We start from the raw sequence: 11,994 nt of genomic DNA, 5'->3' as shown, positions 1-11,994 counted from the left end.
GCGTTGGTTGCGCTAACTGCGCGACAGCGTCCTGTTCATTGACGAAAGCGTCATGCTAAGAGCCTTTGCAAAGGCGTTGCGCGGCACCCTTTGGCGACCGAAGGCGGCGACATTTCTGGGCCGGCCAGGACCGGCTACCGCGACCAAGGAGCAAGTGAAACATGGCATTTGGACGGGTAAACCCGCAATTCCGGCTGGAAGATCAAGACATCACCGGATTGGACAATGTCCTCTACAACCTCATCGAACCGGCGCTGATCGAAGCGGCGCTGCAAAACGGCGAGGGCAAGCTTGGCCGCGGCGGCACGTTTCTGGTTTCCACCGGCAAGTTCACCGGCCGGTCGCCCAAGGACAAGCATATCGTCAAGACCGACAGCGTGGCCGACACGATCTGGTGGGAAAACAACGCCGAGATGAGCCCCGAAGGCTTTGACCGGCTGTACGAGGACATGCTGACCCACATGAGGCAGGGCGGCACCTACCATGTGCAGGACCTGGTCGGCGGCGCCGATCCCGCCCACGCCATCAACGTCCGCATGATCACCGAACTGGCCTGGCATGGGCTTTTCTGCCGGCACATGCTGCGCCGTCCCGAACGCGAGGCGCTCGACCGTTTCGTTGCCGATTTCACCGTCATCAACTGCCCCAGCTTCAAGGCCGATCCCAAGCGCCACGACTGCCGCAGCGACACGGTGATCGCGCTCAATTTCGACCGCAAGCTGATCCTGATCGGTAACACCGAATACGCGGGCGAGAACAAGAAATCGGTCTTTACCCTGCTCAACTACCTGCTGCCCGAAAAGGGTGTGATGCCGATGCACTGCTCGGCCAACCACGCCCGCGGCAACCCGGTGGACACGGCGATCTTTTTCGGCCTGTCGGGCACCGGCAAGACCACGCTGTCGGCCGACCCCGAACGCGTGCTGATCGGCGACGACGAACATGGCTGGTCCGAGCGCGGCACCTTCAACTTCGAGGGTGGCTGCTATGCCAAGACCATCAACCTCGACCCCGAGGCCGAGCCGGAAATCTATGCCACGACCGAAAAGTTTGGCACCGTGATCGAGAACATGGTCTTTGACGAGGAAACGCTCGAACTGGACTTCGCGAACGACTCGCTGACGGCCAACATGCGCTGCGCCTATCCGCTGCATTATATCTCGAACGCGTCCGATACCGCGCTGGGCGGGCATCCCAAGAACATCATCATGCTGACCTGCGATGCGTTCGGCGTGCTGCCGCCCATCGCCCGGCTGACACCGGCGCAGGCGATGTATCACTTCCTGTCGGGCTTCACCTCCAAGGTCGCGGGCACCGAACGCGGCGTGACCGAACCCGAGCCCACCTTTTCAACCTGCTTCGGCGCCCCCTTCATGCCGCGCCGCCCCGAGGCCTATGGCAACCTGCTGCGCGAAAAGATCGCCAAGCACGGCGCCACCTGCTGGCTGGTCAACACCGGCTGGACCGGCGGCGCCTACGGCACCGGCTCGCGCATGCCGATCAAGGCCACCCGCGCGCTGCTGACCGCCGCGCTGGATGGCTCGCTGACCAAGGTGGATTTCCGCAAGGACGCCAATTTCGGCTTTGACGTGCCGGTCGATGTGCCGGGCGTGCCCGAGGTTCTGCTCGATCCGCGGCGCACCTGGGGCGATCCGGCCGGCTATGACGCCCAGGCCGAGAAGCTGGTCAAGATGTTCGCCGACAACTTCGAACAGTACCTGCCCCACATCGACGACGACGTGAAGGCAGCGGCGATCAGCTAACGTGCGTCGCACTCAATCGGAAATATCCGCGCGCCCCGGGCTTGCCCCGGGGCCTCGCCCGGCCTGCGCACAGGCCCCGGCTCGGGGGGCCGGGGCGCTTGACAGGTCAGATTGAACGCTCCCTGCCCTAGGCTCCTTCTACCCGCCCGGTGATCCCGGCGGCTAGCTTTTCGGCCATCATGATGACCGGCGCGGTGGTGTTGCCGCCGATCAGGCGCGGCATGATCGACGCATCAATCACCCGCAGCCCCTCAACCCCGCGCACCCGCGCCCGCGGATCGACCACCGCCATCTCGTCACCTTCGCCACCCATCCGGCAGGTCCCGGCGGGATGATAGATGGTATCGGCGCGGGCGCGGATATGGGCCTCCAGCGCCGCATCGCTGCCGTCATGCGGATATAGCCGCGCACCACGCCATGGCGCCAGAGGGGGTGCCTCCAGCACCCGCTCCATGATCCGCGCTGCATGTTTGAGCGCGTCCATGTCGCGAGGATCGGACAGAAACCCCGGATCGATCAGCGGCGGCGTCCCGGTGTGGGCATCGGCCAGCGTCACCCGCCCCCGGCTGTGGGGCCGCAGCAGGCAGACATGGCAGGAATAACCGTCATGCAGGTGCAGCCGCCGCATGTGATCATCGACGATGCCGATGACGAAATGCATCTGCAGGTCGGGCCGGTCGACCCCGGGCCGTGAGCGCACGAAGGCGCCGGCCTCGGCATAAGGGGTGGCGAACAGCCCCTTGCCGTTGCGCCGCCACCTGAGGCCCGCCTTGCCCAACCGCCTCATCCCGCGCGGGTTGAGCCCGATGACATCGCGCCTGAGCGAGCGATGCGAAATTGTGTAATCCAGGTGATCGTGCAGGTTCGCGCCGACGCCGGGCAGGTCGCGAATGACGGGGATGCCGTGGCGCGACAGCTCGTCCCCCGGCCCCACGCCCGACAGCATCAGCAGATGGGGCGAGCCGAACGCACCGGCGGCAACGATCACCTCGCGCGTGGCTTTGATGCGCCGGACGCGGCCGCGATGGCGCAGCTCCAGCCCGGTTGCGCGGCCGTCCGTGAACAGCACCCGTCGCGCCTGCGCCCGCGTCAGCATCGTCAGATTGGGGCGGCCCCGCACCGGAAAGAGATAGGCCGCCGCGGCCGAGCATCGCTCACCCCGCTGCGGGCCGTCGAAATACTGCATCACCTGGTAGAGGCCGGCGCCCTCTTGCACAGGGCCGTTGAAATCGTCGTTGGGCGCGATCTGGCAGGTCTGCGCCGCTTCGACGAAGGCGCGCGAGATGGCGCGCGGGGCGCTCTGGTCGGCCACCTGCAGCGGGCCGTCGTCCCCGTGCAGGTCATCGCCTCCGCGCATGTTGCGCTCGGCCTGGCGAAACCAGGGCAGGACGCTTTGCCAGTCCCAGCCGTCGCAGCCCAGCTCGGCCCATTCGTCATAGTCGCGCGGGTGGCCGCGCACATAGAGCATGGCGTTGATCGCGGTCGATCCGCCCAGGGCCCTGCCACGCGGCTGATAGCCCCGACGCCCGCCCAGACCGGGCTGTGGCACGGTCTGAAAGGCCCAGTTGTTGATCCTGGGCCGCCCCGGCAGCATCGGCGCCACCAGCGCCGGCGCGCGCACCAGCAACCCGCGCCCGCCGCCCCCGGCCTCGACCAGGCAGACGGTGGTTGCGGGGTCTTCGCTCAGCCGTGCAGCCAGAACAGACCCCGCCGCCCCGCCGCCGACAATGATGTAGTCATACCGCATCGGCCTGACATTACCCCCGCCGGACCGTGCTGAAAGCCCAACGTTGCGTCATCCCGGCAGCGCGCCGGTCAGGACATAGCGCAGGATTTCGACCACCTGTTGCGGCTCTCGCGCCACCGCCAGCGCGGCGGCGTCGACCTCTTTCAGCGCGTGGTCGTGTTCCTCGGGATGCAGGACAATCACCGACTTGCCCAGCGCGGCGGCATAGCCCGCGTCAAAGGCCGCGTTCCACTGGCGGTATTTCTCGCCAAATCGAACCACCACGACATCGGCATCGGCAATCCCCTTGCGGGTGCGGATCGCGTTCACCATCGCGCCCTTGCGGTCGTGCCAGAACTTGTCGGCCTCGGCCCCCAGTATCGCAACCCCACAATCATCCGAGGCCGCGTGATCGGTCACCGGCGCCGAAAATGTCTCGTCCAGCCCCTTGGCCCCGGTCATGATCTCTTGTCGCCAGTCGGTGTGGATCTCACCCGACAGGTAAACCTTCAGCGTCATGTCGTTCCTTTCTCTTGTCATCAAAGTCGTGGTGCGGCCTCAACCGGCACTATCTTCCATCGCGCGGCGCACCGCGTCACCAGACACCTGCCCGAAGTTGCGATAATGCAGCCCCACCGCATGGAAATGCGCCGGCACCAGCGGGCACACGATCCGGTCGGCCAGCGGGCGCAATTCTTCCAGCGTGCCAGCGGCGGCAACCGGCACCGCCAGGATCACCCGCGCCGGGCCGCGTTCGCGCAGCGCGGTCAGGGCGGTGCGCATGGTGGCGCCGGTGGCGATGCCGTCATCGACGACGATGGCGTCGCGCCCCGCCAGGTCGACTGGCGCGCGGCCTTGCAGCCAGTCGCGGCGACGCTCGGCCAAATCTGCCCGCCGGGCGGTGATCGTCGGCTCAAGGTCGGCACGGGAGAGCCCCAGGCCGCGCATCAGAGGTTCGTTGAGCCACAGATACTCCGGCGGACCATCGACGATGGCGCCTGCGGCCAGTTCCTCCTGCCCCGGCACGCCGATCTTGCGCACCAGCACCAGGTCGAGCGGTGCCCCCAGCGCCCGCGCCACCGGCAGGGCGACCGGTACGCCCCCGCGCGGCAATGCCAGCACCACCGGGCGGTCAAACTCGATCTCGCGCAGCACGCGTGCAAGCGTCTCTCCGGCGTCAGAGCGGTCCCGATACATGGCATCCTCGGTCATCCGGCGACAGCTTGCCCCGGAACAGGCCGGATGCAAAGGGGGCAGAAAGCCAGACTATGGTTCACGCCTCGCCCGGCGGGCACCGCAGGGCAGCGCCCGCCCGCCCCCCAGGCGGGCGCTTTCGCGCCCACCACGGGCGGCCGCCGCCCTATGCACTCGCTGCAATAGGCAGACCTTCGACACCCAGCTTCTAGGTTCTCAGAACCCCGCCCGTGGCCTTGCCGATCTTTTCGACGATGCGGGCCGAAACCGCCTCGATCTCGGCCTCGGTCAGGGTCTTTTCTGTCGGCTGCAGGCGCACGGTGATGGCCAGGCTCTTGCGGCCCTCGCCCAGGCTGCCGCCGATGAACTCGTCAAAGACGCGCACGTCCTCGATCAGCGCCTTGTCGGCCCCGGCAGCGGCATTCACAAGGTCCAGCGACGCCACGTCCTTGTCCACGACAAAGGCGAAATCGCGCTCGACCGCCTGCAGGTCGCTGACATTCAGCGCGCCGCGGTTGGCGCCCGACTTGCGCGGCAGCGGGATTTCCTGCGGCCAGATGGTAAAGGCGACCGCGGGGCCCTTCACATCCATCTCGCGCAGCACCTTGGGGTGCAATTCACCAAAGACCGCCAGCATCTTTTTCGGCCCCAAGCAGATGCGCCCATGCCGGCCCGGATGCCACCAGGGCGCGCCATCGCGCAAGATCTGCACCTTGGCCGGCGCGCCAAGCGCGGACAGCACCGCCTCGACGTCGGCCTTGGCGTCGAACAGATCGACCGCACGCGCCGACCCGTGCACGTCGCGCGCCGCGCTGCGCCCGACCAACAGCCCCGCCACCTGCAGGTGCTGCTCGCCCGGCTCGCCGCCGTCAAAGGCGTGGCCGACCTCGAACAGCGCCAGGTCCATGATCCCGCGCGCCTGGTTGCGCGCCGCGGCCTGCAACAGCCCCGGCAACAGGTCGGGACGCAGATGGCTCATCTCGGAACTGATCGGGTTGGCCAGCATGGTGGCATCGTCGCCACCGCCGAAAAGCGTCGCACCGGCATGGTCGATAAAGCTGTAGGTCACGCATTCGTTGTAGCCCAGCGCCGCACAGGTCCGCCGCGCCGCCTGTTCGCGCCGCTGCATCGGGCTGAGGATCGGCTTGGGCACACCGGCCTGCACGCGCGGCATCGGCTGGCCCTGCAGGCGGGTCAGCGAGGCGATGCGCGCCACCTCCTCGACAAGATCGGCCTCGCCCATGACGTCGGGGCGCCAGCTGGGCACATGGGCCATGTTGCCCTCCAGCCGGAAACCCAGCCGCGTCAGCGTCTGGCGCTGCTCGGACTCGGGAATATCCATGCCCACCAGCGACTGTACCCGCGCCGGGTCCAGCCGGTAGGCGCGCGATGTATCGGGCACCTCGCCGTCGGAAACCACGCTCGACGGCTCGCCGCCGCACAGTTGCATGATCATATCGGTGGCCAGGTCCAGCCCATCGAAATTGAATTCCGGGTCGACCCCGCGTTCGAAACGATAGCGCGCGTCAGAGTTGATTTTCAGCGCGCGGCCCGTTTCCGCAATCTGGACATGGTTCCACAGCGCCGATTCCAGAAATACATCGGTGGTTTCTTCGGTACAGCCGGTCGCCTGGCCGCCCATGATGCCGCCGATGCTTTCTATGCCGCTCTCATCCGAGATCACCACCTGGCCGGGGGCAAAGACGTATTCCTTTTCATCCAGCGCGACCAGCGTCTCGCCGCCCTGCGTGCGGTGGATGCGCAGGTTGCCCGCCACCTTGGCGGCGTCGAAGACGTGCAGCGGGCGGTTGCGGTCATAGGTAAAGAAGTTGGTCACATCCACCAGCGCCGAGATCGGGCGCAGCCCGATGGCGCGCAGCCGGTCCTGCAGCCACTGCGGGCTGGGGCCGTTGCGAACGCCACGGATCAGCCGGCCGGCAAAGACGTAACAGCCGTCGCGGGTGTCCTCGTCGATGCTGACGCCGATGGGGCAGGGAAACTGCCCCTCGACATGGGCCTGTTCGACCGGTTTCAGCGTCCCCAGCCCACGCGCGGCCAGGTCGCGGGCGATGCCGCGCACGCCCAACGCATCGGGGCGGTTGGGGGTGATGGCGATGTCAATGACCGGGTCAACCTTGGCCGCATCGTTTTCGGCCAGCCAGTCGGCAAAGCTCTGCCCGATCTCGCCCGAAGGCAACTCGATGATGCCGTCATGTTCTTCCGACAGCTCCATCTCGCGTTCCGAGCACATCATGCCGTGGCTTTCCACGCCGCGGATCTTACCCACCCCGATGGTGGTGTCGATGCCCGGCACGTAGGAGCCGGGACCAGCCACAACCACGGTGATGCCCTCGCGCGCGTTGGGCGCGCCGCACACGATCTGTTTCTCGCCCTCAGCGGTCTCCACCTGGCAGACGCGCAGGCGGTCTGCGTCGGGGTGCTGCTCGGCCTTCACGACCTTGCCGATGGCAAAGCCCGCCAGCCGTGCCGCGGGGTTCGAGATGCTTTCGACCTCGAGCCCCAGATCGGTCAGCGCCTCGGCGATCTCGTCAACCGTGGCCTCGGTTTCAAGGTGATCTTTCAGCCAGGATAGGGTGAATTTCATGGGCCTGCCGTCCGCCGGTAATTTCGGGTCTCGCGCGGCGTTTAACGGATATGTCCGCCCGTTGGAAGGGGCCGCGCCCGGTCGGGCAATGGACAGGTGCAGGGTTTTTGCCTAAGCCCCTATCGGAACCGGCAAGGATGCCACCATGCGCAGGCGCGACGCCTTCACACTCAACGGCCACGTGATCGAGACCGGCACACGGCGCACGGTCGGCGTTCCCGTCAGCACGCTCTCGGATCACACCCCGGTCGATCTGTCGGTGCATGTGATCCACGGCAACAAGCCCGGCCCGGTGCTGTTCGTTTCCGCCGCGATTCACGGCGACGAGGTGATCGGCGTCGAGATCGTGCGCCGCCTGTTGCGCGCCCGTGCGCTCGACTCGCTGGCCGGCACGCTGATGGCGATCCCCATCGTCAACAGCTTCGGCTTTCACAACCATTCGCGCTACCTGCCTGACCGGCGCGACCTGAACCGCTGTTTTCCGGGGCTGAGCGAGGGCTCGATGGCGTCGCGGCTGGCGCATATCTTCATGACCGAGATCGTTGCGCGCTCTGATGTCGGTATCGACCTGCATTCGGCGGCCATCCACCGCCAGAACCTGCCGCAGATCCGGCTGACGCCCGACAACGACCGCCTGGCCGAGCTGGCCCGCGCGTTCGGCGCACCGGTGATCATCCCCTCGAAGCTGCGCGAAGGTTCACTGCGCATGGCGGCCGAAGAGGCGGGCGTCGATGTCCTGCTTTACGAGGGGGGCGAGGGGCTACGCTTTGACGAACTCGCTGTGCGGGCCGGTGTCAGCGGCATTCTGCGGGTGATGCACCACCTGGGCATGATCGGCACGCGCGGCGTGCCGAAACTGCGCCATGCCTCGGTTCTGAGCGGCAGCTCACGCTGGTACCGCGCGCCCGCCGGCGGGATATTTCGCGGCTACATCCCCATAGGCGCGGCGGTGACGCCTGGCACCGTGCTGGGGGCCGTTTCCGACCCGTTCGGAGAGGTCGAAGCCGAAATCACCGCCGAAACCGGCGGTATCGTCATCGGCCGGTCGAACATGCCCGCCGTTTACGAGGGCGAGGCACTGTTTCACATCGCCGAAACCCCGCGCGCCGACCACGCCGCCGAAGGCGTGACCGCCCACCTCGAGGCAGCACCGCTTTACGACGAGGATGAGATCATCTGACCTGCCGTCTGAGTGGTCAGCGCGTCTTGTCGCGGTTCTGCGGGTTCAGGAAGATCGAGGCCGTCAGCAGGCTGAAGATCAGCTCATAGACTTCCCATTTGCGTTCCTGGTCCATCAAGGCGATGACCAGACTGGCCACGACCGCAACGATCCCGTGACGCAGCCACGGCACCGGCACCACCAGCCGATCCATCAGCCGCTGCAGCCATGCCATCCGCGGATAAAGCGGCGGCAGCACCACGAGGTAAAGCAGGATCGCCGCCGTCAACACATTGCCGAACAGCGTCTTGGCCAGGTGCGAGCTGCCGACAACCAGGTTGTGCAGGTTGGTTTCACCCTGAAAATTGTTTTCCTGGAAATAGTCGCCCGATTCCCAGCCAAAGATGCGCTGGCCCCATGAAACCTCTTCCCCGGCGCCGAAAAAAAACAACAGCGCATATAGCATTGTCAGCGCCGCGCCAAAGGCAACGCCCCGCCGCCACAGGGCCTTGGCGTTGACCAGCAGGATGATGGCGCTCAGGACAAGAAACGCGGTGGTGGCGTATTCTATCACCCCGTCCTCGGACGCATAGGGTATCACGAAAAAGATCGGATCCCAGAAATGGATCCCGACCGAAAGCACGAGCACCCCAAGGGCGGCAACCAGCAACCAGTCAATCCTGTGGGTCATGGGCCTTGTCCTGCTTTTCGTTTCCGTGACTAGCTATTGCGGACGCCCGACCTGCGCAAGCACTTGGTCGTTCGTGTCGGCCTAGTCGTTCCTGTCCCGGGTCTGCGGGCGCAGAAAGATCGAAACCGCCAGCAGCGCGAACACCAGTTCGTAGACTTCCCAATTGCGTCTGGCGTCGATGGCTGCGACGACCAGGCTGGCCAACACCGCGATGACCCCGTGATGCATCCGTGGAACGGGCACCGCCAGCCGGTCGGCCAGCCGCGTGATGACCCCGACCCGCCGGTAAAGCAGCGGCAACACGACAAGGTAAAGCAACAGCACCGCCGTCAGGACACTGCCGAACAGCGTCCGACCCAGCCGATAGCCGCCCACCGTCAGGTTATGCAGGCTGGTTTCGTTCTGATAGTTGTTCTCGGCAAAGAATTCCGGCGTGCCCCAGCCGAATATCCGCTGCCCCCAGGATATTTCCTCGCCGGCGGCAAAGACGAACAACAGGGCATAAAGCACGGTCAGGCCGGCGGCGGTGCGTGCACCGTTCCCGGCAAACCGCGCCGCCCGCCAGAACAGCACCAGTGCCGCGACGAACAGGAATATCGCCGTGCCGTTTTCGACCAGCCGGTCCTCGTTCGCGAATTCGTCCTGGAAATACTCGGGAGAGACCTGCGCGATCACGAAAGCGGCCACCAGCGTGATTGCGATCAGGACCAGCGCAAGCCGGTCAAGGATGATGTCTGTTTTCATGTCTCGGAAAACCAACAGGGCGCTTGAGGGGGGAAATGACAAACCCCCGGACACACTCGCCGGGGGTCGTCGTGGATCGCTTGCCGATCATCGGTCGGCTCGGCTCAGAGCAGACCTTCGCGCTGGGCCTTCTTGCGCGCCAACTTGCGGGCGCGGCGGATGGCCTCGGCCTTTTCGCGCGCGCGTTTCTCGGACGGTTTCTCGAAATGTTGCTTGAGCTTCATTTCGCGGAACACGCCTTCGCGCTGCAGCTTTTTCTTCAGGGCACGAAGCGCCTGATCGACATTGTTATCGCGAACACTGACCTGCATGTGGTTTTCACCACCTTTCTAGGTTTGAGTTGCATGAAAATGCAGGAAGTCGCGATATAGCAAAGCGGTTTCAGTTTGTCTAGGGTGGCCGCGCCAGGCAAGAAAGGGCGCAGATGACTGACAGCGACGTGAAATCGAAACTCCTGCAGGCGGCCTGCCTGCATGTCCCGTTCGACGGCTGGAGCGAGACCACCTTTGACGCCGCGGTCGAGGACACCGGCATCAGCCCGGCGCTGGCGCGCGCGGTCTGCCCGCGAGGCGCGGTTGACCTGGCGCTGGCGTTCCACGAACAGGGCGACGCCGAGATGCTGCGCCGGCTGGAAGCCGCGGACCTGAGCGACATGCGCTTTCGCGACAAAGTCACGCTGGCGGTGCGGCTGCGAATCGAGGCCGCCGAGGACAAGGAACTGGTGCGCCGGGGGATGACCCTGTTCGCCCTGCCCCAGCACGCGCTGGACGGGGCGCAGGCGATCTGGCGCACCGCCGACCGGATCTGGACGGCGCTGGGCGACAGCGCCGATGACGTGAACTGGTACACCAAGCGCGCCACGCTGTCGGCGGTCTATGGCTCGACCGTGCTTTTCTGGCTGGGCGACGACAGCGAGGACCACGCCCGCACATGGACCTTTCTCGACCGCCGGATCGCTGACGTGATGCAGTTCGAAAAGGTCAAGTCGCAGGCGCGCGCCAATCCGCTGGTGGCCGGGCTGATGCGCGGGCCGCTGGCTTTTCTGGGATCAATCAAGCCGCCCAATGGGCCGCCCGGCGCCGGCATGCCCGGCAGCTGGTCAATGCAGGAACACGAGGAAAACACGCATGACTGACATGATGACCGCGATCGAGATCACCGAACCCGGCGGGCCGGAGGTTTTGAAACCGGCCACGCGCCCGGTGCCGGCGCCGGGCCACGGCGAGGTGGTGATCGAGGTGGCGTTCGCGGGCGTGAACCGGCCCGACGCGCTACAACGGGCCGGGATGTACGCCCCGCCCCCCGGCGCCAGCGACCTGCCGGGGCTTGAGGCCGCGGGCCGGATCGCGGCCACAGGTCCCGGCGTGACGGGCTGGCAGGTGGGCGACGAGGTCTGCGCGCTCCTGCCAGGCGGCGGCTATGCCCAATACGTCGCCACCCCGGCGGCGCATTGCCTGCCGGTGCCCGCCGGGCTGGGCCTGCGAGAGGCCGCGTGCCTGCCAGAGACCTTTTTCACCGTCTGGCACAACGTCTTTCAGCGTGGGGCCTTGCGCGGGGGCGAACGGTTCCTGGTGCATGGCGGCTCGTCCGGCATCGGCACCACCGCGATTCAGCTTGCGCGGGCATTCGGCGCGCGGGTCTTTGCCACCGCCGGTTCGCCCGACAAATGCGCCAAATGCGTTGAGCTGGGCGCCGAGCGGGCGATCAACTATCGCGAAGAGGATTTCGTCGAGGTGCTGCGCGCCGAGGGTGGTGCTGACCTGATCCTCGACATGGTCGGCGGCGACTACCTGCCGCGCAACGTCAAAGCCCTGGCCGATGATGGCCGACTTGTGCAGATCGCCTTCTTGCAGGGGCCCAAGGTGACGCTCAACTTTGCCCAGGTAATGATGCGGCGGCTGACCATCACCGGCAGCACCCTGCGCCCGCAAAGCGACCAGGCCAAGGCCGGCATCGCCGAGGCCCTGCGCGCCAATGTCTGGCCCCTGATCGAGGCCGGCCGCGTCGCGCCGGTGATCGATTCGGAATTCGCGCTGGCCGACGCGGCCGACGCCCATGCGCGCATGGAATCGAGCGGCCATATCGGCAAGATCGTGCTGAAGGTGGGCTGAG

The 11,994-nt window shown here is 66.3% G+C and carries 11 protein-coding genes; 4 read left to right on the top strand and 7 right to left on the bottom strand.

Annotated features, from left to right (window positions below; genetic code table 11):
• Nucleotides 1-161 precede the first annotated feature (161 nt).
• Complete coding sequence (locus DL899_RS02140) at nucleotides 162-1,763, top strand: phosphoenolpyruvate carboxykinase (protein WP_111732131.1); 1,602 nt, start codon at nucleotides 162-164, stop codon at nucleotides 1,761-1,763.
• Nucleotides 1,764-1,890: 127 nt separating this feature from the next.
• On the opposite strand, the gene DL899_RS02135 is transcribed toward DL899_RS02140, so the two are convergent.
• From DL899_RS02135 to pheT, 4 genes are all read right to left on the bottom strand, one after another.
• On the bottom strand, nucleotides 1,891-3,510 hold the full coding sequence (locus tag DL899_RS02135; RefSeq protein ID WP_111732130.1) for a GMC family oxidoreductase: 1,620 nt from the start codon (nucleotides 3,508-3,510) through the stop codon (nucleotides 1,891-1,893).
• Nucleotides 3,511-3,558: 48 nt separating this feature from the next.
• Entirely contained in the window at nucleotides 3,559-4,008 is a 450-nt protein-coding gene (locus DL899_RS02130) for a YtoQ family protein (RefSeq protein WP_111732129.1), read from the bottom strand.
• 39 nt (nucleotides 4,009-4,047) lie between these two features.
• Nucleotides 4,048-4,701: a phosphoribosyltransferase gene (locus DL899_RS02125; protein ID WP_239494571.1), complete on the bottom strand. Its 654-nt coding sequence runs from the start codon at nucleotides 4,699-4,701 to the stop codon at nucleotides 4,048-4,050.
• Between the two features lie 190 nt (nucleotides 4,702-4,891).
• Nucleotides 4,892-7,288, bottom strand: coding sequence for a phenylalanine--tRNA ligase subunit beta (pheT, locus tag DL899_RS02120; RefSeq protein ID WP_111732128.1), 2,397 nt, complete (start codon nucleotides 7,286-7,288; stop codon nucleotides 4,892-4,894).
• A 145-nt stretch (nucleotides 7,289-7,433) separates the two neighbouring features.
• Between pheT and DL899_RS02115 the strand changes: the two genes are divergently transcribed.
• Nucleotides 7,434-8,468, top strand: a complete 1,035-nt coding sequence (locus tag DL899_RS02115; RefSeq protein WP_111732127.1) for a succinylglutamate desuccinylase/aspartoacylase family protein — start codon at nucleotides 7,434-7,436, stop codon at nucleotides 8,466-8,468.
• A gap of 16 nt (nucleotides 8,469-8,484) precedes the next feature.
• Here the strand turns inward: DL899_RS02115 and DL899_RS02110 are convergent, their stop codons facing one another.
• The 3 genes from DL899_RS02110 to rpsU all read right to left on the bottom strand — a co-directional run bounded on the left by DL899_RS02110 (nucleotide 8,485) and on the right by rpsU (nucleotide 10,193).
• Complete coding sequence (locus DL899_RS02110) at nucleotides 8,485-9,138, bottom strand: hypothetical protein (protein ID WP_162685462.1); 654 nt, start codon at nucleotides 9,136-9,138, stop codon at nucleotides 8,485-8,487.
• An 81-nt stretch (nucleotides 9,139-9,219) separates the two neighbouring features.
• Nucleotides 9,220-9,882 (bottom strand): hypothetical protein, encoded by a 663-nt coding sequence (locus DL899_RS02105; RefSeq protein WP_111732125.1) that lies wholly within the window; start codon nucleotides 9,880-9,882, stop codon nucleotides 9,220-9,222.
• 104 nt (nucleotides 9,883-9,986) lie between these two features.
• Nucleotides 9,987-10,193 (bottom strand): 30S ribosomal protein S21, encoded by a 207-nt coding sequence (gene rpsU, locus DL899_RS02100; RefSeq protein WP_111732124.1) that lies wholly within the window; start codon nucleotides 10,191-10,193, stop codon nucleotides 9,987-9,989.
• Between the two features lie 113 nt (nucleotides 10,194-10,306).
• Between rpsU and DL899_RS02095 the strand changes: the two genes are divergently transcribed.
• Together DL899_RS02095 and DL899_RS02090 are read left to right on the top strand one after the other, a co-directional pair.
• Nucleotides 10,307-11,017, top strand: a complete 711-nt coding sequence (locus DL899_RS02095) for a COQ9 family protein (RefSeq protein ID WP_111732123.1) — start codon at nucleotides 10,307-10,309, stop codon at nucleotides 11,015-11,017.
• Nucleotides 11,010-11,993, top strand: a complete 984-nt coding sequence (locus DL899_RS02090; protein WP_111732122.1) for an NAD(P)H-quinone oxidoreductase — start codon at nucleotides 11,010-11,012, stop codon at nucleotides 11,991-11,993. Before DL899_RS02095 ends, DL899_RS02090 begins: the two co-directional genes overlap by 8 nt.
• The last annotated feature ends 1 nt before the right edge of the window (nucleotide 11,994 follow it).

Origin of the sequence: Roseovarius amoyensis (genome assembly GCF_003260265.1) — a bacterium.
Classification (GTDB): Bacteria; Pseudomonadota; Alphaproteobacteria; order Rhodobacterales; family Rhodobacteraceae; genus Roseovarius; species Roseovarius amoyensis.
The sequence above is the reverse complement of the archived record's forward strand: the minus strand, read 5'-3'. Positions and strand labels throughout refer to the sequence as shown.

Coding starts and splice junctions, on each gene's coding strand:
- DL899_RS02140 (WP_111732131.1), top strand. CDS start 162: ATGGCATTTGGACGGGTAAACCCGCAATTCCGGCTGGAAGATCAAGAC.
- DL899_RS02135 (WP_111732130.1), bottom strand. CDS start 3,510: ATGCGGTATGACTACATCATTGTCGGCGGCGGGGCGGCGGGGTCTGTT.
- DL899_RS02130 (WP_111732129.1), bottom strand. CDS start 4,008: ATGACGCTGAAGGTTTACCTGTCGGGTGAGATCCACACCGACTGGCGA.
- DL899_RS02125 (WP_239494571.1), bottom strand. CDS start 4,701: ATGACCGAGGATGCCATGTATCGGGACCGCTCTGACGCCGGAGAGACG.
- pheT (WP_111732128.1), bottom strand. CDS start 7,288: ATGAAATTCACCCTATCCTGGCTGAAAGATCACCTTGAAACCGAGGCC.
- DL899_RS02115 (WP_111732127.1), top strand. CDS start 7,434: ATGCGCAGGCGCGACGCCTTCACACTCAACGGCCACGTGATCGAGACC.
- DL899_RS02110 (WP_162685462.1), bottom strand. CDS start 9,138: ATGACCCACAGGATTGACTGGTTGCTGGTTGCCGCCCTTGGGGTGCTC.
- DL899_RS02105 (WP_111732125.1), bottom strand. CDS start 9,882: ATGAAAACAGACATCATCCTTGACCGGCTTGCGCTGGTCCTGATCGCA.
- rpsU (WP_111732124.1), bottom strand. CDS start 10,193: ATGCAGGTCAGTGTTCGCGATAACAATGTCGATCAGGCGCTTCGTGCC.
- DL899_RS02095 (WP_111732123.1), top strand. CDS start 10,307: ATGACTGACAGCGACGTGAAATCGAAACTCCTGCAGGCGGCCTGCCTG.
- DL899_RS02090 (WP_111732122.1), top strand. CDS start 11,010: ATGACTGACATGATGACCGCGATCGAGATCACCGAACCCGGCGGGCCG.